Annotated in this window: 13 protein-coding genes; 9 read left to right on the forward strand and 4 right to left on the reverse strand. The window is 46.9% G+C overall.

Annotation, left to right across the window (positions count from 1 at the left end):
* Positions 1–210 precede the first annotated feature (210 nt).
* The 8 genes from ACJJIY_RS09330 to ACJJIY_RS09365 all read left to right on the forward strand — a co-directional run bounded on the left by ACJJIY_RS09330 (position 211) and on the right by ACJJIY_RS09365 (position 14,019).
* The gene (locus tag ACJJIY_RS09330; protein WP_444895082.1) at positions 211–1,608 is read left to right on the forward strand and encodes a hypothetical protein; all 1,398 of its coding nucleotides are present in this window, start codon (positions 211–213) and stop codon (positions 1,606–1,608) included.
* Positions 1,609–1,745: 137 nt separating this feature from the next.
* On the forward strand, positions 1,746–4,013 hold the full coding sequence (locus ACJJIY_RS09335) for a glycosyltransferase family 2 protein (RefSeq protein ID WP_444895081.1): 2,268 nt from the start codon (positions 1,746–1,748) through the stop codon (positions 4,011–4,013).
* Between the two features lie 234 nt (positions 4,014–4,247).
* Positions 4,248–5,981, forward strand: a complete 1,734-nt coding sequence (locus ACJJIY_RS09340; protein ID WP_444895080.1) for an SLC13 family permease — start codon at positions 4,248–4,250, stop codon at positions 5,979–5,981.
* A gap of 17 nt (positions 5,982–5,998) precedes the next feature.
* Positions 5,999–6,919: a glycosyltransferase family protein gene (locus tag ACJJIY_RS09345; RefSeq protein ID WP_444926821.1), complete on the forward strand. Its 921-nt coding sequence runs from the start codon at positions 5,999–6,001 to the stop codon at positions 6,917–6,919.
* On the forward strand, positions 6,910–8,952 hold the full coding sequence (locus tag ACJJIY_RS09350; protein WP_445359464.1) for a capsule polysaccharide biogenesis protein: 2,043 nt from the start codon (positions 6,910–6,912) through the stop codon (positions 8,950–8,952). Before ACJJIY_RS09345 ends, ACJJIY_RS09350 begins: the two co-directional genes overlap by 10 nt.
* Positions 8,953–9,051: 99 nt before the next feature.
* Positions 9,052–10,107 (forward strand): phytanoyl-CoA dioxygenase family protein, encoded by a 1,056-nt coding sequence (locus ACJJIY_RS09355; protein WP_444895077.1) that lies wholly within the window; start codon positions 9,052–9,054, stop codon positions 10,105–10,107.
* A 668-nt stretch (positions 10,108–10,775) separates the two neighbouring features.
* The gene (locus ACJJIY_RS09360; protein ID WP_444895076.1) at positions 10,776–12,020 is read left to right on the forward strand and encodes a capsule polysaccharide biogenesis protein; all 1,245 of its coding nucleotides are present in this window, start codon (positions 10,776–10,778) and stop codon (positions 12,018–12,020) included.
* A 232-nt stretch (positions 12,021–12,252) separates the two neighbouring features.
* A complete protein-coding gene (locus ACJJIY_RS09365; RefSeq protein ID WP_445359465.1) occupies positions 12,253–14,019 on the forward strand; it encodes a DEAD/DEAH box helicase in 1,767 nt (588 codons plus the stop codon).
* 92 nt (positions 14,020–14,111) lie between these two features.
* Here the strand turns inward: ACJJIY_RS09365 and ACJJIY_RS09370 are convergent, their stop codons facing one another.
* Complete coding sequence (locus tag ACJJIY_RS09370) at positions 14,112–14,651, reverse strand: cytochrome b (protein WP_413664530.1); 540 nt, start codon at positions 14,649–14,651, stop codon at positions 14,112–14,114.
* Positions 14,652–14,858: 207 nt separating this feature from the next.
* Positions 14,859–15,818: a LysR family transcriptional regulator gene (locus ACJJIY_RS09375; RefSeq protein WP_445359466.1), complete on the reverse strand. Its 960-nt coding sequence runs from the start codon at positions 15,816–15,818 to the stop codon at positions 14,859–14,861.
* A 172-nt stretch (positions 15,819–15,990) separates the two neighbouring features.
* On the opposite strand from ACJJIY_RS09375, the gene metE reads away from it, so the two are divergent.
* Positions 15,991–18,225 (forward strand): 5-methyltetrahydropteroyltriglutamate--homocysteine S-methyltransferase, encoded by a 2,235-nt coding sequence (gene metE / locus ACJJIY_RS09380; RefSeq protein WP_445359467.1) that lies wholly within the window; start codon positions 15,991–15,993, stop codon positions 18,223–18,225.
* Between the two features lie 81 nt (positions 18,226–18,306).
* On the opposite strand, the gene ACJJIY_RS09385 is transcribed toward metE, so the two are convergent.
* Together ACJJIY_RS09385 and pepQ are read right to left on the reverse strand one after the other, a co-directional pair.
* Entirely contained in the window at positions 18,307–20,358 is a 2,052-nt protein-coding gene (locus ACJJIY_RS09385; RefSeq protein ID WP_445359468.1) for an amidohydrolase family protein, read from the reverse strand.
* Between the two features lie 205 nt (positions 20,359–20,563).
* Positions 20,564–21,865, reverse strand: a complete 1,302-nt coding sequence (gene pepQ, locus ACJJIY_RS09390; protein WP_445359469.1) for a Xaa-Pro dipeptidase — start codon at positions 21,863–21,865, stop codon at positions 20,564–20,566.
* Between the last annotated feature and the right edge of the window lie 18 nt (positions 21,866–21,883).

Here is a 21,883-nt window from a genome sequence, read left to right on the forward strand (position 1 = left end):
CTAAAGAGCTGGTTCTAGGTTTTGCTTAGTACAGAGTGTTTTAATTATTGGGATATGGGTAGGGTGCTAAACGACTAAGTTGACAGCAAATGGCAATTTTTTTTCTGCCCATCCGGTCCCTTTCGCGAGGTTACGCTAATAAGTAAAATGTGAAAGGGTTGAGTAATAATGATTACTTAAAAATTAAGTATATTGGGGACTTTATCTACTTTGGCTTCTATTGGTAAATATTTTTTGGGTAGGGGTAGATCAAAATTTATCACTCCTGTAGTAACTAGCTCTACCATTCCTGATCCTAAATCACAAGACATTGTGATACATATTGGCGCCCCTAAATCTGGCTCTTCAGCTATTCAGAAGTTTTGTATGGATAACAGAGAGGAGCTTTTAAAATCGGGTTATTATTATCCAGAACATCCACTGGATGTTAACGACGTTTCAGGTGGACACTCCAGGTTAGGAGTTATGCTTATACGTGGTGATATGGCTAGTGCCGCAAAGCTATTAGTGGAGTGGGTTGAGGTCGCGAAGCGGAATCAGCTGTGCCTGTTACTGTCAGGTGAGTCCTTTTATGGACGAGCTAAAGAGTTAGCTAGCCTTGTATCCGAGTATAGGGTGAAAATTTTCGCTTATTTTAGAGCCCCAATAAGCGCTTTGGTTTCAAACTATAATCAAGCAATTAAACGACATTTTAGCACTAAGCTTTTAGATTGCTTTATTGAGACTAAATTAAATGAAAACTTGGGGGGGATATCAGGTGATGTTTTCAAAAGTTGGATTGAAAGATTTGGTTCCGATAATGTAATCGTATATCCGTATCGTTATTCAAAGGAAGAGCCTAATAGTATTGAGTTAAATTTTCTTAATTTTCTTGGTGTTTCTAGGAAGCGTATAAATAAATTCTCTTTGAATATTAAGGCTGTAAACTCTTCTTATTCTTTGGGAGCTTTGGAACTAAAACGTCAGCTGAATTATATTCTGAGTGATGCGACATTGTCATTGCAGCATGAATTGGATTGGTGCTTACAGAAATATTCAGACGAATTGCAGCTGTTGCCTTCGCCACTAACAGATGTAGTAACTTTAGAAAAACTAAAACTGTTAGAAGAAAAATTTTCCATATCCAATAAATACATGAAAGAAAGCGTTTTGGCATATTGCCCTGATGATTTCTTTAGTGAGACAGCTTCGTCAAATTTAGGTGAAGTCGATACAATAGAGAAGCGTATTCCTTTAGTCGAATTGCTGGATGCAGCAAAGGCAATTGATCATCGTCCATATGTTAAAGAAGAGTTAAAAGAACTGATTTCTAGTCACCTTTCAAATTCTAGCGTAAATAGCTATGTGGTTTATCGGCTTGCCGATATTTTTGGAGTTTTATATAACGAGCCAACCATATCTAAATTTCAATACACCGATAAGCAACTTCAAGTTGTGAAATCACGCTCTTCCGATGGGGCGGATATCTGCAGGGAAACAGCATTGGCGTTAGAGACCATCGGTGAGTTTGAGCAGGCTCTGCTCTTCATAAAAAAGGCTCTGGCACTTAGGCCTAGTGGCGTTGTTATTAATAGGATATATAACCGTCTAAAAGTGTATGAAAATTAATTTGGGAATATGGGGTGGTTGTTAACAGTATTTGTGATTGAAGAGCTTGTATTTATGTAAAGTTATAGATTGGCGGCTTTCGAGTCTTCATGCGAAAAACTGTGAAATGAACTGTTTATTTTCTAGGCTGTTAACTAGTGTTTAAATTTTTAAGATCCCTTTTCCATGTTAATTTGATTCCTCGGCTTAGGCCGCAGGTATCAATTGAGCCTGTTACGAAGCTTGAAAAAGGTTTCGAGTGGCGCGCAACAAGCAGCGATCCACAATTTTACATTAAAAACCACCTTATGGGTGCTGGTTGGTATATGGTGGAGATCAATTTATCGCATGACCAACTGCTCGCCGATTCAAAGCTATATTTTAATTATGGGCAAGGTTTCGATGAGTCGGATAGTGTTTTGATCCCCTTAAAGGCAGGCAGGGTTACAAAGCGTCTCGTGTATCTACCAAGGCGGGTTAAGGTACTTCGATTAGACCCTTTGGAGTCTACTGGGTACTTTTCTGTTAAGCATTTTCGTTTAGTTAAATTACCAGCGCAGTTTGCCTATGATCGTTTGTGCCAGCGTTTAATTAACGCGCATTTTAAGTTCCGTGATTTACGGAAAGTGGAAGTACTGCAGAGTATCCGTAATGAAGCTCATGAGACTAATCGGTCTTGGAGAGAGTTGGCATTACAATATTACGCAAGAACTTTCTCCAAACGGCGACAGGCATGTGATTATGCGGAATGGATCTCTGAGATTGAGACTTTAAAGATAGCTTCCAATTTAGATGTTGCATACAGTAGAAAACTTGATACGCAACCATTGATTTCAATTATTCTCCCAACTTTTAACAGTGATTTGGAGCTGCTAAGTAGCTGTATAGAGTCTGTAATTGTGCAGAGTTACGGCAACTGGCAGCTCTGTATTGCAGATGATGCTTCTTCAAATCAGAAAGTTCGAGAATGCCTTCAGAGTTATCAGGAGAAGGATTCTCGTATCCAAGTAGTTTTTCGAAAGGATAATGGGCATATATCTGCTGCTAGTAATACCGCTTTAGAATTGGTAAGGGGCGAGTATATTGCACTACTCGATCATGATGATACATTGGTGCCACATGCATTGATGACAGTGATGCAGGCAATTATTGATAACCCAGAGGCGCAGTTGCTCTATAGTGATGAGGATAAAATTGATGAGCTAGGTGAACGCTTTGATCCCCACTTTAAACCTGGGTGGAATCCTGATCTGCTACTGTCACAAAATTATATTTGTCATTTGACCGTTTTAAAGGCAACTCTCGTAGACTTGGTTGGGGGCTTCCGCCTGGGGGTAGAGGGTAGCCAGGATCATGATTTGCTTTTGCGATGTATGCCGTACCTGAATAGTAGCAATGTGGTACATATTCCAGAGATATTGTACCATTGGAGAGCAATTATCGGCTCCACAGCTAAGGAAGGTACTGCTAAAAATTATGCCTCAACTGCTGGTTTAAAAGCCGTGAGTGACTATTTGGATGCTCAATCTCTAAATGCCAGTGTGACACTAGGTTCGGCTCCAAATAGTTACAGAGTACGATGGAATGTGCCCGAATGCGCTCCACTTGTGACTCTATTGGTTCCTACGAGGGACGGCTATGATATTTTAAAGCCCTGTATCGATGCAATTCTATCTAGAACTGATTATCCAAATTTTGAGTTGTTAATTCTAGATAATCAAAGCACTTGCAAGGCTACACTAGGCTTTTTAGAGGAGATAATTGCCTCTGATCCTCGTGTTTCAGTTCACCGCTGGAATCATCCATTTAATTATTCTTCAATTAATAATTTCGGCGTTGCTCTTGCGAGGGGTGAGATTATTGGTTTGATCAATAATGATATTGAACCCATCAATGATGGTTGGTTAAGTGAGATGGTAGGACAGGCTTTAAGGTCTGATATTGGCTGTGTTGGAGCCAAACTTTATTATCCCAACGATACTATCCAGCATGGTGGTGTAATATTAGGCATAGGTGGTGTTGCGGGCCACTCCCATAAATATTTCAGTCGCAATGAGTATGGTTATTTTTCACGCCTCCATCTAATACAGAATCTCTCTGCTGTGACGGCCGCTTGTTTAGTATTACGTAAGTCCGTGTTTGAGGAGGTTGGAGGCTTAAATGAGAAAGACTTGGCAATCTCCTTTAATGATGTGGACTTATGTTTGAAAGTTCGTGAAGCAGGATATCGTAATTTGTGGACGCCATATGCTGAGCTATATCACCACGAGTCTGTTTCCCGTGGAGCGGATGATACAAAAGCTAAACGCCGCCGGGCACAAAGGGAGGCTGACTATATGCGTGATCGGTGGGGGGGGGTGCTGGATGCTGATCCCGCATACAACCCTAACCTGACCTTAGCTCACGAGGACTTTACCTTGGCTTGATTTTAGCAAAGCGTGGCATTTTAATTGCCACGCATAATAGTATGCGGGATGCTCTAGTAGATGAGCTTTTATTTTCCTCAAAATCTTGCCAAAGAAGGGGCCTGCTTAACTTGCCGCTTTAAAGGTTGGAGGCTAGAAAGCGCAGTCACATTAAATTTGGCATAATCTTCGTGAGTTACAAGTGTATTAGTAATAGAACTCTATCTCATATAGCCTTAATGACGCCCTAATCTTATGACCTTTTCTCAATTGCTTGTAGCCGGGATCTTCATTCTGGTTATCGGTTCACTTATTTTTACCCGCTTAAAGCCATCCCTGATCTTTGCCACGGCTGCTGGATCGTGCTTTCTAACGGGGCTTGTACCGTTAGAGTCTGCTCTACAAAAGGGGGTGAACGTCGGTCTTGTTACTTTGGTCGCTCTATTGTTGGTATCGGTCGGGTTAGAGAGGGCTCGTTGGCTTCGGGTGATCTCAGAAGGATTGATTAAGGGATCTCTTAAGGCTAGTTTACTGAGACTTTCTGCTGCTACAGCGTTGAGTTCTGCATTTCTTAACAATACGGCAGTGGTAGCTGCTCTTGCGTCTAGTGTCAAGGGGCAGCGGCGCTTCCCATCAGCCAAACTTTTGATGCCTCTGTCTTATGCAGCGATTCTTGGGGGAACACTTACCCTAATTGGCACTTCTACCAATCTGATAGTAAATAGTTTTGTACTGGATCGAGGCTTGCCTGGCTTAGACTTCTTTACTTTTATGCCCATTGGAATAGCTGCCACTTTAGTAGGGTTGGTTGTTTTGTTGCTATGTAACCGTTTGTTGCCAGAAGGGAGCGTAGTCGATGAGCCTGTGACCGAATATCTTTTAGAAGCGGAAGTCATTGAGAATTCCCCTCTCGACGGAAAGAGTGTCGAGCAGAATCATCTGCGTCACTTGGAAACTTTTTACCTAATTGAGATAGTTCGGGGTGATCAGGTAATCAGCCCTGTAGGCCCCTCAGAGATTATCCGAGATGGTGATAAATTAATTTTTTGCGGTGACGTTCGTGACCTTGGACGTTTACAGGGCATTCAGGGGCTACGCCTGTTTGCGTTAGAGGATGAAGAGTTGGGCCTGAATCTTACTGAAGTGGTAATTACCCCTAATTCTAGTATCCTCGGGCAATCGTTAAAAAGCTGTAACTTTCGTACTCGTTTTGATGCTGCAGTGGTGGCAATGCGTCGTGGTGGTGATCGGCTATCGGGTAAGTTAGGTGAAATTGAACTTCGTGCGGGAGACGCCCTTTTACTAGCAGTAGGCCAGGATTTTCGTCATCACCTGAATATTGACAAAAATTTCTATGTGATTAGTGGCACTGAAGTGCGACGTGACTTGTCACGACGGGATAATTGGTTGTTAGGCTTAGGCTTTTCGGCAGTTGTGGTGGGAACCGCGCTAGGCTATTTTTCTCTGTTAAAAGGGTTAGTGGTACTTCTTAGCGGTATGATCGCACTCGGTATCCTATCAACTACTGAATTGCAGAGGCGCTTTCCTTTTCAGATATGGTTGATCATTGCGAGTGCCTTGGTACTTGCAGAAGCATTCGCTAGTAGTGGCTTGGCGGATTTATTGGCTATCGGGCTAAAGGGGCTTCTAGCTGACTGGGGGCCAATAGCGGGTTTGGTGGGTATCTTTATACTCACGCTGTTGCTAACTGAGTTGATGACTAACAATGCAGCTGCGGCCTTGGCATTCCCCCTTGCTTGGAGTCTAGCTGATAGTTTTGATGTCAGTTGGATGCCTTTTGTAATGGCTGTAGCTTATGGAGCAAGTGCAAGCTTTTTGACACCTTTTGGTTATCAAACAAACCTAATAGTACAGAACCTTGGTGGATATCATTTGCGTGATTTTCTCCGTGCCGGGTTGCCCCTGACTATTGCTTATTCTCTGGTTGTTTTACTGTTGCTGCCAATTGTATTCCCCCTTGAGATTTGACAGGTCTGGAGATTGATTTGGAATTTGCTAGCCGCTGGCTAATTGTAGAAGAAGGTCGTAACCCCTCGACAGATTATTTTATTTTGCCATTCCTTAAAAATATGGGAGTTAGCTATAAACGTTTCGGTTTTAATGAAGTCCCTGCAGAGGAAAATATACGTGATGCAAATATTTTATTTGTGCGTTATGTCCCTAGCAAATGGCAATCATTCCTGAAGAAAAATGTTGAGGATATTTCTGGTATATTTTTCTTTATAGATGATGATTTATTTGATCAGAAGGCACTTCTTGGCTTGTCTATTAAGTACAAATTCAAATTACTTCGATATGGGTGGTCAAAGCAAAAATGGTTGAAGTCTGTGGGAGCTCAATTGTTGGTTTCGACGCCTTATTTACAGAGTAAATATAGTGACTGGAGGCCAAGATTGTTGCAAGCGGAGCCCATCAAGATAACTGATAGAAATTTTGTAAATCTTTTTTATCATGGCTCTGCATCACATCAAGAAGATATCCAATGGTTGTACCCTGTGGTAAGTGAGGTTCTTAAGTATAATCAAAATTTGAGCTTTGAAATAATTGGAAATACCTACGTGAATCGGCTTTTTTCCAATATACCAAGGGTTAAAGTGTTGCACCCGATGAAATGGCCTACTTATTTCTCGATGTTACAGGTGCCGGGGCGAAATATAGGTTTAGCGCCCTTATTGAATGTACCTTTTAATAGAGCTAGGTCTCACACCAAGTTCTTTGATATCACACAGGCTGGTGCTGTGGGTATTTACGCTGCTGGTGATATTTATGGCAAAGTGGTTCGTCATCGTGAAAACGGTTTGCTTTTACCTATGAACTCTTCGCAATGGATCGATGGAATTCTTGCTTTGGCTGAGGATGAAGAATTACGAAGGAATATGCTGGCCGAGGCACGAAAATGCCTGTAGCCGGACACTGTTCTTTAGGTTTGCGGAAACACCGGATTCTAGAAAGCCTACTCGATATACGCTGCCAGTATATTACCTTCAAGCCCGCTAGTTATGTGAGTTATATGATTGGTTGGGGGCTTAAACCAACAGCGATGAAAGCAAAAAGGATTGCTCTACGAGCAGGGCTCCCATTTGCATGTATAGAAGATGGGTTTTTACGTTCGCTCGGGTTGGGAGTTAATGGAGCGGTTCCGCATAGTCTGGTGGTCGATAAAACCGGGATCTATTATGATGCATCTCGACCTAGTGATTTAGAAACATTGATAGCTTTAGCTGACTTCACTTCTGAAGAACTGGATCGAGCGGAGAAAGGGATAGAGCTATTACGAGCTAATAGGCTTTGTAAATATAATCAATCCATAGATAAGCCCTTAGATTGGTCAACTAATTTGAAAAGGGTTTTAGTTGTGGATCAGACTTTTGGTGATGTCTCTGTTTCGGCTGGCCAGGCTTCTGAATCTCATTTTCTGGCCATGCTGGATAGTGCTATTGAAGATAACCCTGAAGCCGAGATATGTGTAAAAATACACCCGGATGTTATAACAGGGAAGAAGAAGGGTTATTTATTAAGTTTAGCTTTTGAAAAAGGCTGTAGAATTATATCTGAAGATATCTCACCTTGGGCTATTTTTGACTATATGGAAAAAGTTTATGTTGTCACTAGTCAGCTGGGGTTTGATGCTTTAATTGCAGGGAAAGAAGTACACTGCTTTGGTGTTCCTTTTTATTCTGGGTGGGGATTAACTAAAGATAGACAATTTTTATCACGTCGCAATATCAACAGATCTCTTTCACAGCTCTTTTGTGCTGCCTATTTGAGGTATTGTCGATATATAAACCCATATACCGGTGATAAATGTGAGTTTGAAGAGACGGTTGCTTTGATTGCGGAGCAAAAGAGGCAGTGGCTTAGGTTTCAAGGTGCTTGGTTAGGTGTGGGCTTTTCATCATGGAAGAGAAAGTTTATTCCTAATTTTCTTAGTAAAAAGAGAAAGGTGGACTTTGTTAGAGGCACAAGCTCTGTCAGTCAGTGTGCAGCGGGCGCTAATATTTTTGTTTGGGCTAGTCGGCCAACGAACTCATTGCAGAAAAAGATTGTGGAGATTCAAGCTCGTCTTTGGAGAGTTGAAGATGGGTTCATACGTTCAGCAGGGCTAGGTGCGGACTTGGTTGCACCCACTTCTTTAGTGTTTGATTCCCGGGGTATTTACTTTGATGCCCGGTCACCCAGTGATCTTGAAATTATTTTAAGTAATACTAATTTTAGTGATGAAATACTTAATAGGGCGAAAAGCCTTCATCTGCTACTTTTAAGAAAAAGAGTTACAAAATATAACATTCAGGGCTCAGTAAATCTCTCTCTTCCTGATAATAAGAAAATTATTTTAGTTCCTGGGCAGGTGGAAAGCGATGCCTCAATTGCTTATGGTTCTCCTGTTATAAAAAGTAACCACTCTCTTTTGGAGAGAGTAAGGAAGGAAAATCCAGAAGCATATATTATCTATAAACCTCATCCCGATGTGGTTGCTGGTGCTCGCTTGGGAGAATTACCTCAAGGATCTAAAAGATTATATGACTCGATTGTTACTGAAGGGGATATCTCTCAAATATTGGATCAGGTTGATGAGGTGCATACCTTGTGTTCTTTGGCGGGGTTTGAAGCCTTGCTTAGAAAAGTTAAGGTTGTCACTTATGGTTTACCTTTTTATTCCGGTTGGGGTTTAACTGAGGACACTCTGCTCTCCAAGGTAGGGAGTGATAGGAAGGATTTTGACATTTTTAAGCAAAGGCGGCGACGTAAATTGACTTTAGATGAGTTAATCGCGGGAACCTTGCTACTTTACCCAGTATATGTTGATGCTGCGACAGGGGATTACATTGATGCAGAGACCACAGTTAAGTTGGTAGAAAAAAAACGATCTTTATATAATGGCGAGAGCTTTTTCTTTAAAGTTTTTTGCTGGTATAGAAAAATTTTTCTTCGTTATTGATTAATATGATAATGGGTGCCCTGTTTAGTAGGCAGCAAAGCGAAACTGTATTTCCATATAAATAATATAGTTTCAGATATGTATCTTTGGGAGGTGATAATGCTAAGTCGAATACTTGCTTTGACCTGGAAAGCACCTAAGTGGTCTTTCGAATTGGTTAGCTGGGGGAAGAGCTTTAAGAATAATCCTATTATTGGAAATTACGTGCTTAATTTTTTCGGGTTACATGTCCTTAGGGTTGTAGTTGCTCATGCTCTATTTCGGTTCCGATTATTTCTCCTTTCTCCTATAGTTCCTTCGGAATACCGAAGAGAATTTATTGAGAATGGTTATATTTTAAAGAAAAATTTTCTCGATAATAAGCAGTTTTTACAGTTGGTAAAGGAGCTTGATCAGTTCGAGGGGCCTGTTAGGGAAATAATTGAAGGTACGACTGTAACCCAGAGGATATTTATGGATTACGAGGAGCGAAAAAGAGCTCCAGAATTTAAGCGGCTAGTTGAAAATCAGCTATTAAATCGCTTGATGCGGTACTGCTCATCGAAGAATCGGCCGCCTTTATTCTATATAGAAAACCTCTGCAACCATGAGAATGTGAATCCCCGGCCAGACCCTCAACGAGACTTACATGCGGATACCTTTCACCCGTGTGTTAAAGGGTGGTTATATATAGATGAGACGAGTGATAATAATGGAGCTTACGTCTATGCACCAGGTTCTCACAAGCTTTCCTGGAAAAGGTTGAAGTGGGAGTATAGAGAGAGTCTAGAGGCTTGTAAGAAGGGCAACGAAAGGCCATCTGGACGTTATTGGGATGGATCTTTTCGGGTCAATGACAAAGATCTGAAAAAAATGGGATATGAAGTGAAAAAGCTATCTGTCCCTGCAAATACTTTAGTGATTGGTAATGTGTATGGTTTTCACTGTCGCGGTGAGGCGCTCCAAAAGTCGAAGCGTATGACGGTGTGGATGCAGGCTAGAGACAACCCCTTTAATCCATTATTTACCCCTTTCCCTAATAGTGCTGCTAAAGCATTCGAAACAGTATGGAAAGTGGCCTTAAAACGGCTGGATAAAGGCAAGATTAATAGTGGAGAGCAGCGAAATTATTATGGACGCTTAGCTCGTTCTCGGTGCACGGAAACTGTGGATTAAGCTTGCTATTTTGTTTGTGCTTGCTTCTAAGTATATCGTGTAGGTCTTTGGTAGTTATTGCCAGTAGGAAGCGCCTTTACTTGATAAATAATGTTTTGGGGTTGACTGGTATGATATTAGTTAGGCCTTAGTATGACCGCTTGTTTGGTGGGTGAATTGTGATCTGGTCAGTTGAAATGGCTGGCCATCCAACTAAAATCCCGACTTGGCCGAAAACTTTTTTGATGGCAAGTTCGCCAGCTTCGTTTATGATGGGTAAGGATGTAAAGTAAAAAATTTTGTTTTGATAAAATGGCTTCTGAAGCTTCAAAAAAATGAACTTAGTATTCTAAACAGAAAAAAGTACTCCCTGTTTATACTCTATGCTTCTCCGGTGCGGGAGAATTTTGTCACTACCAATTTCTGAGGTTTGGAAGAAGTTAACAACTGTAGAAGATTATTGTTCTATTTGGTAGAATTTTGCGCCAGTTAGTACTCTAATACCTGTTCTTGTTCGTTTAGTTGATCAATTTCCTGTTAGGCCTATTGAGCCACGGAGTGACATATGGCGATATGTCAATGACTGAAGTAGCTAATGTGCGGCATGGAAATGGTTTTTGTTTGACCCGTTATATATATGTGCTCAATTTCTAAGCGCTAAATAGCAAGTTTTAGGGGTAGGTTGAATAATGTCTGTGGCAGTCTTTTTACAGGGACCTCATGGCCCGTTCTTTGCGAAGTTGGCAAAGAGACTCTCACATCAAGGCATAACTACGCATAAAATTAATTTCAATGGCGGCGATCGCTATTTTGCTTGGGCTGATTTTCAGAGTGATTTCACGGGAACCGAAAGTGATTGGTCACCCTTCTTTAAGTCCTATTTGCTAAAACATAATGCAGAAGCTGTATTTGTTTATGGAGACTGTCGTCGCTATCACTCTCAAGCTCGAAGTGTTTGTGAATCTTTGGGTGTTGCTTTTGGGGTGTTTGAAGAGGGGTATTTACGTCCAGATTTTGTTACGTTGGAATGGGGGGGGGTTAATGCTTTCTCTCAAATGGACTGGACGCGGGAGGAGATCGAAAAGTATGAACCGGTCCAGAGCAGATCTTGTGGGTTACCAGTAGGGCAAACATTCTGGCATCGTGCTTGCTTCGCTATGGGTTACTACGCAGCGATGCGCCTCGCGCGTTCCGAATTTCAGGCATATCACCATCATAGAAATCGAGATTGGAAAGCCGAAGGCGTTTGTTGGTTGAAGAGCTTTGCACGAAAAGGGCTTTATAAAGTAACAGAGCGCAGTTTGACGCCTAAGCTTACGGGAAAGCTAAGCCAGCGTTTTTTCTTATTTCCCTTACAGACTCGAGATGATTTTCAATTAAGACAGCACTCGGACCTTCTCTCAATTGAAAACGCCATTGATCGAGTATTGAAGTCATTTGCCAAGAACGCGCCAAATGACGCGGTGATCGTTTTAAAGCATCACCCGATGGATCGTGGGTTTTGTCATTACCAGAAGCTGATTGATAGCTTAGAAGCTCGCTATAGTATCCAGGGACGAGTTATATATTGTCATGATCTGCACTTGCCCACCCTTCTCGATCATGCTCGTGGCGTAGTTACAATTAATAGTACTGTCGGTATCTCTGCCCTTCTTCACAAAGTGCCCACAAAAGTGCTTGGGCGCGCGCTATATGACATCCCAGGCCTGACTCATCAAGGTAAACTATCCAGCTTCTGGGCTGAGCCTGAGAGCGTGGATATTGCTTTTTTCAGACGCTTTCATACCTATTTATATGAGCAAACTCAGCTAGACGGTAGCTTCTCCAAGGCGGTTGGCGCCACCATCGAAGGGGTGGTAAAGCGCATAGAATCTGCTGCTGAGGGTAGCCCCCAGGCCAAGCTCTCTATCAAAAGCGGAAATAGTGCGGGTTAATTCTCTCGCACGGACTTGGACTAGAGATTAGGGATTAGGGATTAGGGATTAGGGATTAGGGATTTTGCGTTCTTTTCCTTTCCATCTAAGGTATTTCATTCCGCTTGCACGCTTCATCACAGCTTGTTTAAAAAACAGGCTGATCTGGATCGTCTAACCTGTTAGACTGCGCGGCCTTTTACCCACCGCTCCGGTCCCGCGATAGGGACTTTGGCTTCAAGTGAATTCCGAAATGACCGATACCCCTAAAGCGGCCGGCTTCGACCAGTTGGGTCTGCCGTCTGAAATTCTCAGCGCCATCGAAAAGCTCGGCTATGAGACTCCCTCCCCGATCCAGGCACAAACTATTCCGTCCCTGCTGGAGGGGCGGGATGTGCTAGGCCAGGCCCAGACCGGCACTGGCAAGACCGCAGCCTTTGCGCTGCCGCTACTCTCCCAACTGGACCTGAAGGATCGTCGCCCTCAGGCACTGGTGCTGGCACCGACCCGCGAACTGGCTATTCAGGTGGCTGAAGCCTGCCAGTCTTACGCATCCAAGTTGAAAGGTTTCCACGTTGCGCCTATCTACGGTGGCGCTGACTACCGCGGCCAGATACAGCAGTTGAAGCGTGGCGTTCAGTTGGTGGTAGGCACCCCCGGACGGGTGATGGACCATATGCGTCGCGGTTCCCTGGATCTGTCCAATCTGCGCACCCTGGTGCTGGATGAGGCGGATGAAATGCTGCGCATGGGCTTTATCGATGATGTGCAGTGGGTATTGGAGCAGATTCCTGAAGAGCGCCAAATTGCGCTGTTCTCCGCCACTATGCCAAAAGAGATTGCCCGCATCGCCCGCGAGCATCTGGATGAGCCGGTTGAAGTAAAAATCCGTGTTAAGACCGAGACTGCGGAAACCATTCGCCAGCGCTATTGGCCGGTTGGTGGTCTGCACAAACTGGATGCACTGACCCGTATTCTTGAAGCGGAGCCGGTGGACGCCACGATTATCTTCGTGCGCACCAAAAACAGCACTGTGGAACTGGCAGATAAGCTGGCCGCCAGAGGCTTTGCCAGTGCCGCCCTGAACGGCGATATGGCACAGAACCTGCGTGAAGCCGTGATCGACAAGCTGAAAAATGGCAAGCTCGATATTGTTGTAGCCACCGATGTTGCGGCTCGCGGACTGGACGTGAAGCGTATCAGCCACGTGATTAACTACGATATCCCCTACGATACCGAAGCTTATATTCACCGTATCGGTCGTACCGGTCGCGCTGGTCGCGAAGGCGATGCGATCTTGTTTGTGGCGCCCCGCGAGCGCCGTATGTTGCGTGTCATCGAGAAAGCGACCAAGAAACCGATCGAAAAACTGGATTTGCCCAGCGCAGATGCAGTTAACAGCGCCCGTATGCAGCGCTTCCGCGAGCGCATTACCGCGACCCTGGAAGGCCAAACTGATCTGGCGCCCTATCGCCAGCTGGTTGAGGAATTCCTGGCGCAGAATGAAGTTGACCCTCTGGATGTCGCCGCCGCACTGGCTGCAATGGCCCAGGGTGACCAGCCTCTGCTGATTCAAGAGAAAGAGCAGAAGCCGCGTAAAGAGCGCCGTGAGCGTGACGATGACTTTGATGGTGGTCGCCGTCGCAAAAAGGAAAGCTTCGAGAAAGATCGCAAGCTGCCGCCGCCCGATGAGGGTCTTGATCGTTTCCGTATCGAGATCGGCCGTGAACAGGGCGTGCGTCCCGGCAGCATTGTTGGCGCTATTGCCAATGAAGTTGATCTGGACAGCTCCTATATCGGCCGTATCGAAATCTACAATGATTTCACCACAGTAGATCTGCCCCAGGGAATGCCGAAAGAAGTGTTCCAACACCTGAAGAAGGTGCGTGTTGCAGGTAAGCCGATGAAGATCACTCGCTTCGATGAATCGGCGGTCAAGTCGAAAGGGAAACCCAGGGGTAAGCCTAAGTTCAAGCCGAAAGGTAAGCCCAAAGCCAAACGCAGCAATAACGACGATTAAGTCGTACTTGTTTTAGCAGGTTTATTCTGGGAGAGCGCAGGTCTGAGCTCTCCCATTCAGTTTCCCTTCTTCTATTTCTTCCCTGACTTGAATTAGCGCTGTGGCAGCATACGGGTGAGTGTGTTATCGCGGGCAATAAAGTGGTGCCACAGGGCGGCGGCGATATGCAGTCCAACCAGTACGAGCAGGGCGGGCCACATTACATCTTTGTGCAGGAAAGCGATTTGCTTGCCCAGATCCGGGTTTTTGGCGAACAGGTTGGGAACGGCAAACAGGCCAAAAAACTCGGTATCGCGCCCAAACAGTTGGCGCATCACGATGCCTGATACCGGCATAGCCAGAATCAACAGGTAGAGTCCACCATGGGTCAGGCTGGACAGTGCCTTCTGCCACTTCTTGCCTTCAATCTGTGGGCGCTTGTGACGTGCACGCCAGTAGAGGCGAAGGGCCAGAAGCATCAGGACACCGACTCCCAGCGAGAAGTGCAGCTGCATAAACCAGCCGCGCATGGGGTCGCCGCGCTCGTAAAACTCATGCAGTTCAACCGCTCCCCACACAGAGAGCAGCAGGATTACAAAAAGCCAGTGCAGTCCTTTACTCACTGAGTTCCAACGTTCAACCGGGTTTGACATAGCGGGTCTCCTACAAAGTCCAGGCATTTGGCCGGGTACAGGCCACTGCCGATAGTTATTTGTGTGATTTTACCGGCCTCTCCGGCCAGACCAAACCATTGATTTGTTCGATCTGAAAATATTCAGTTTGTTTGATAATTGTGCTGAGGTTGAATAAGTCATTATTTCCGCAAAGGCTTAAGCCGCCCAGTTAACTTTTGTAAGTGGTTAGGCAGGTTCTGCCACACTGGGGCTGGTTTTGGCCGCTCTCACACCTTGCAGATTGGCAAAGCTGGTATCCCGTGCGGTTTTGAGGAAGTCTGTGAGATAAGGTTGCTCGAGCATATCTTCCCGCACTGCCGCGTAGAGAGTGCTCCAAAGGCCCTCTTTACCCAGCTGGAGTTGGGAAACAAACCCCTTTTGCAGGTACTCGTGCAGCGCCCAATTGGGCAGGGCGCAAACCCCTCGGCCGCTGGCTACTAACTGAACCATCATCACGGTGAGTTCTGCGGTCCGAACACCCGCTGGCTCTATTCCGGCTGGATCGAGAAAGTGCTGGAATATATCTAGCCGCTCGCGCTCAACCGGATAGGTAATCTGGACTTCACCAGCCAATTCCTGCGGTTCTACCCAGCGCCGCTTGCTCTCCTGCGCTAGAGGATGTTTGCGGCTTATGGCAAGGCACATTTCAAAGCTGAACAGCGGCTCGTAGTGTAAGCCTTTGAGGTCCGGGTCTGGATTAGAAGTGACAACCAGGTCCAGATCGCCGCGCACCAGTGCGGGCAGGGGATCGAAGTGGAAGCCGCTGCACAGGTCCAGTTCCACTTCGGGCCAGTCGTCCCGATAGGTATTCAGTGCGGGCATCAGCCACTGGTAGCAGCTGTGGCACTCGATAGCGATATTGAGCCTGCCCGCTTGCCCCGATGCCAGCCGGGACAGGTCCCGCTGTGCTATAGCTACCTGGGGTAGTATGTCGTCGCCCAATTGCAGCAGCCTCAGACCGGCACTGGTAAATCGCAGAGGCCGGGATTTGCGTATGAACAGTTCTTGGCCGAGCCGGTCCTCCATTTCGCGAAATAAGTGCGAAAGAGCCGACTGGGTCAGGTGAAGGCGCTCTGCTGCGCGTACCAAGCTGCCTGTCTCACGCAAAACACTCAGCGCACGCAAATGGCGCAATTCAATCATCATTAAAATTATTCATGTTATTTGCAAAAAATATGAAATTGATTGAACAGCACTGTGCGCACACAATCAAGTCAGGACTCTCGCTAATGCGACCGTTACCGAGATCGCAGATGCGGGGTATTTTTCAATGGGGCAACTTTGTTCCCCTCACAGGAAAGAGCTTGGGAAGGCGGCCATGGTGCAAACACATATCCTCGGCTATCCGCGTATCGGAGCCAATCGCGAACTAAAGAAAGCGCAAGAAGCCTATTGGCGCGGTGATATGCCCCAGCAGCAGTTGCTGCAAGTGGGCACAGAGATACGCCGTAGTAACTGGCAGGCCCAAAGTGAGGCCGGTTTGAGCCGTGTAGCTGTGGGGGATTTCGCCTGGTATGACCAGGTTCTGAATCACTCCCTGATGTTTGGTGTGGTCGGCCAGCGTTTTGCAGAGGGAGCGGCAGACAACAAGCTGGATCAGTATTTCCGCTTGGCCCGTGGTCGCGCTCAATCAGGACAGCCGGTAGCGGCCAGTGCCATGACCAAGTGGTTTGATACCAATTATCACTATCTGGTGCCTGAGCTCTCCAATGATCAGGCGTTCTCCCTGGATAGTGAGTGGTTACTTGACGAGGTGCGGGAAGCCCAATCTCTGGGCTACAAAGCCAAGCCGGTGGTTATCGGACCACTCACTTACCTGTGGCTGGGGCGAGGTGTGGATAGCCCTCTGGATTTAGTGCCAAAACTCCTGCCTTGCTATGCCGAGTTGCTGTCTCAGCTCGCTGACCTCGGAGTTGAATGGGTGCAGTTGGATGAACCCATACTAGGCCTGGATCTGCCGGATGAATGGCGTGGGGCTTTTGATAGCACCTACCAGCAGATTGCGGCAGTAGCCCCGGGGGTGAATACACTGCTGGCTACCTATTTCTCACCTTTGCGCGAGAATTTGGAGCTGGTATTTTCCCTCCCTGTGTCCGGGGTACATATTGACTGTGTACGCGCACCTGAAGAACTTGAAGCTGCGGCCCAGCTGGCAGGTAAGAACAAGGTTCTGTCTGCGGGTGTGATTAATGGACGGAATGTGTGGCGAGCAGACCTCAACCGCTGGCAGGGCACTTTGCGGCCTTTGGCGAAACAGTTGGGAGATCGCCTGTGGCTATCAGCCAGTTGCTCCCTGCTCCATAGCCCTGTGGATCTGGATACAGAGATCAAGCTGCCCAGTGAGCAAAAACAGAAGCTTGCTTACAGCCGCCAGAAACTTCAGGAGTTGGCTCAATTACAGCAGCTGCTCAATGAGGACACAGAGGTCCCTGTCTCAGGCGGAGAGAGTGGTGTAGCCGAGGGCTCCATTGCTGATCAATTACAGGATACCTGGCGTCAACAGTGCTTTCAGGATCGCTCTTTAGTACAGGCCAAGCGTTGGAAATTACCACTGCTGCCCACCACCACAATAGGCTCATTCCCACAGACGGATCTTTTGCGCGGTGTGCGGCGCAAGTACCGCAATAGCGAGATTTCTGAGGCGGATTATTTAGAACATCTACGCGCTGAAATTGCCGAAGCTATCCGTCGTCAGGAAATACTCGGTCTGGATGTATTGGTGCATGGTGAGGCTGAGCGCAACGATATGGTGGAATATTTCGGGGAGCAACTGGATGGTTTTGTACACACCGGTAATGGCTGGGTGCAAAGTTATGGCTCTCGCTGTGTGAAACCCCCGATTATTTTTGGTGATATCTCCCGGCCTAACGCTATGACAGTAGAGTGGAGCAGCTATGCCCAGAGCCTAACTAATAAGCCGGTAAAAGGTATGCTCACCGGCCCGGTCACAATTCTCAACTGGTCCTTCCCGAGGGAAGACATCCACCGCAGTGAGAGCTGTCTGCAAATTGCCAAGGCATTGCGGGAGGAGGTGCTGGATCTTGAGGCGGCCGGTATCGGGATTATCCAGATTGATGAACCGGCTTTGCGTGAGGGAGTTCCCCTTCGAGAGTCTGAGCACCAGGATTATTTTGCCTGGGCGGTAGGGTGTTTCCGCTATACCTGTAGCGAAGTAAAACCGGAAACCCAGATCCACACTCATATGTGTTACAGCAATTTCAATGCAATTATGGATGCCATTGTTTCCCTTGATGCGGATGTAATTACTATTGAATCTGCTCGCTCCGACTTGCACCTACTCAGCGCGTTTGCCGACAAGGCCGGTGGTTACCCCAATGAAATTGGACCTGGCGTTTACGATATTCACTCACCCAATGTGCCGGAAAGGGGGGAGTTGGTAGAGCGACTTAAGAAAATTACACAAGTGGTGCCGGTTGAGAGACTTTGGGTAAATCCGGACTGTGGCCTTAAAACCCGTAACTGGGCTGAGGTCGGGTCATCCTTGCTGAATATGGTAGAAGCGGCGCGCACTGTGCGCACAGAACTGGCCTAGCCAATTTATAAATAAAAAAACCGGCAATCATTTGAATTGCCGGTTTTTCTTTTCAGTTTTTTCCGCTTCTGTTTTTTTAACTTACTCGGACTTGGTGGCTACTGTAGTAGTATTATTTAATTCAAATGGCACCGAAGGGTGGAAAGGTTTAATACCCAAGGCCGTGTAAAGCTCATCTGGGCGATACATATTCTGCCCCTCGAGCACCAGTGCAGTGCGACGCAGCGCGGTAATATCCTCGAGGGGATTTCCCTCCAGTAAAACCAGGTCTGCATTTTTACCCACCGCAATACTGCCAGTGTACTCGTCGGCCCCCATAACTTGTGCCGGTACCAGTGTGGCCGTGCGCAGCACATCAATATTCGGAATACCGGCTTTGACATAGAGTTCCAGTTCGCGTAACAGGGTAAATCCGGGGATGCCATCGGAGCCCGCGACCATAGTGACCTTGTGCTCGTGTAGTTTGAGCATCATGGCCAGCAGGGCTTCCGCTGAAAGGTCGTAGTCATCCCGGTGTTCCGGCTTCACATCCAGTTCGGCCCCAACAAAGGCGCGCTGGATATTGACTGGAAGGTGGTCGGTAATATCGGCAAACTCAGGATCTACTTTGCCCGGCTGGCGCAGTAACATCGAACTGAATACGGTGGTGGTTGCGTCTACGACAGTGCCTTTTTTGGCTAGCTTATTCAGGAAAGTAGCCACTTCTTTGCTATCCAGATCCAGCTCGTGGGCGTGCTCTCCGATTTCTGTAAAGCGCAGTCTTTTACGGGTATCTATCTTGCCCATAAAATTCAGAAACAGCATATTGATATGCTGAATTTCATCAAAGCCCGCGTCCACTGCCTCTTCGGCGGTCATAAATGCAGGAATATGACCGGACAAACGCATACCATTTTCGTGGATATGCTTGGCTAAGGGAGCGATCCACTCGGGCTCCATCGAGCTGTAAGTTTTAATTTGCTGATAGCCGCGATCGGCATACCACTCGACAATATCCTTGGCTTCTTCCAGGCTGTCCGCAGTCTTGCCCATTCGCATGGCATTTTCGCTTTCCCGGTCCATAAAGCCCGCACGGAAAAGGTCGCCGCCAATGATTTGCTCTGACTCAAACATCCCTTCAATACGCATGATACTTTCATGGGTATTACCGATGTCGCGAACATTGACTATGCCAGCGGCCATATTCAGAACACCATCGGTAGGGGATAAGTGCGCGTGCATATCCCAGAGGCCGGGGATCAGCGTATGGTTACGGGCATCAATGGTGGTTGCCCCCTTGGCTTTGATCGGTTTTTTACTGATTTTTGCGATCTTTCCATCTTTGATCAGAACATGGTGCTTTCTCTGTAGTTTGCCAGATTCAACATCAACCAGGTTGACGTTGCTGATCAGGATGGGTTGTGTTGATGTGTGGGTATGTTTCTTGGCAATACCTTGCAGGTACTGGTCTGCGGCTGCGACTTGCCGGGTTTTCAGTTCTTCGAGGTGAGATTTATCCCAGCCTTTGCGCAGGATGGCGAACCATCCCCCCTCATCGGAGGCAAATAAATCCCCATTGTCATCATACCAGGCCAGATCTGGGGTAAAGCCCAGGCCGCTCACGCCGTAAAGGTGGACCGTTTTCTTTTTCTCGCCTTGTTGCAGGGTCACTTTATCAAGCTTATGGAGGCGTGCTTTTCCTTGCGGCAGTAAATCAATATTTTGATCTGCATCGGCAATTAGTGCTTTTACCAATTGCGCCTGTACAGCAAGGGTGCTGTTCTTGGGAATATAAAATTGGGCTTCGGAAGTTTTTGCGCTGCCATGTTCATCGGAACCTTTCCAGCGAGCGACACCATTTTCCAGGGAAAATTCTTCGCTGACTGGAGCACCAAATGGGCTGATCCCTTCAATGGATAATTGCTCGGGCATTGCCGCCTCACCGATAGTGAAGCTCTCCTTGAGGTTTAGGCGACGGTTATTCCAGCCGAGCTTTAATTCACCAGATACCTTTGTTCCATCCTGGTGAATGACTTCAGAGCCAGCAATGCCCTCTTTATCGTAAAAAATATACTCGATTGATTTTGCATAAGCGCTATTGGCTGCGGCTAGAACTGTGGCTGCGATAAGCGTTGCCAGTGTTTTTTTTCTCATGAACTGTCCCTTTTCTTGTTGTAATACCGGTGATGGACTTTGGCTTTTTTTCGGTGAGGGGGCAAGCAGCTTAGGGGCGCAAGCGGCGAGAGGAAAAGCGGGAGCGGTAGGGCGTTCTTTAATGTTTTAACTTTCGGAGTAAGGTAAAGGTATTGCGAGAGCGCTTACTTGTAAGCACTCTCACAATATTGCTTTAGTTTATGAACTAAGGGGTGCGAGAAAGGTTTTCGTTGCCGGTTGCGTGTACGACAATATTGTCTTCAATACGGACGCCGCCGTAGGGGCGGAAGCTGTCGACCTTATCCCAGTTAACCTCGGCAGCGAGGTCTGAGTCTTTTAGCTCTCCCAATAGGGTATCGATAAAGTAGAGTCCAGGTTCGATGGTAAATACCTGGTTCTCCTCGATAGTTCGGCTGGTACGCAGGAACGGGTACTCGGCTGGTGGGGGTGTCATGCCTCCATCGGGGCCGGTCTGGTGACCGCCGACATCGTGTACCTGGAGGCCGAGGAAGTGACCCAGGCCGTGTGGCAGGAAGGGGCGAGTTAAGCCGGATTCCACGGCATTCTCGGCAGAGGTTTTGATAATGCCAAATTGGAGCAACAGCTCGCCTACGTTTAAGTGGCACTGGCGATGTAGTTCTGGGTAAGGCAGGCCAGGTTTGAGGCCGTCTACCAGCTGCAACTGCTTTTCATCCATTGCCGCTACCAGCTCTGCGAACTCATTATCGGCATAGGCGTAGGTGCGAGTGATATCAGAGCAGTAGCCATTGCAGTCAGCACCCGCATCGATCAGGAAGCTTTTCAGCTGCGGCTCAGGCAGGCGCTCAGTAGACAGGTGAGTGTAGTGCAGGATTGCGGCATGCTCATTCAGGGCAACAATGTTGCCGTAGGGCATACGGTTCTCGCCCTGGCCAGCAGCGCCCAGGTAGGCTTGGTTGATCTCAAATTCACTGGCGCCACTGCGGAAAGCCTGTTCGGCGGCGCGGTGCCCATTGACCGCAATGCGGTTCGCTTCACGCAGGCAGGCGACCTCATAAGGCGTTTTATAAGCGCGGGCCCAGTGCAAGCGGTTGATCAGAAGCTCCGGATTTTCCTCCCCCAGTGGCCAGCCTTGCAGCTTGTCGCTCTCACCGATAAAAGCGGCATTCTCTGGGCTCAGGAACGCCTGGGCATCGGCCGGCTTGCTCAGTAGCTCGATATCGTAGAAATCGCTCCAGAAGGTCTGGGGTGCCGGCGGTACATAGTGCCAAAAGTCTACTGGACGGTAGAACAAAAGCTTTGGCTTTTGTCCGCGCTGATAGATAACCCAGCAGTGGGGGTTGTCGGTAATGGGAACCAGTGCCTTAAAGTGGGGATTCACCTTAAACGGGTAATAGTTATCGTCTAGAAACTGCACCCTGGGAGCGCCACTGAATACGTTGAGGGTATCAAACCCGCTCTGCTCGAGGATTTCGTCGTAGCGGCGGCACAGGGTGGCCATATGATCGGCGTAAAGGTTTTTATCCATGTTCTCCCCGGAATGGAT

The sequence above is a fragment of the Microbulbifer maximicatervae (SeqCode) genome (genome assembly GCF_052468155.1).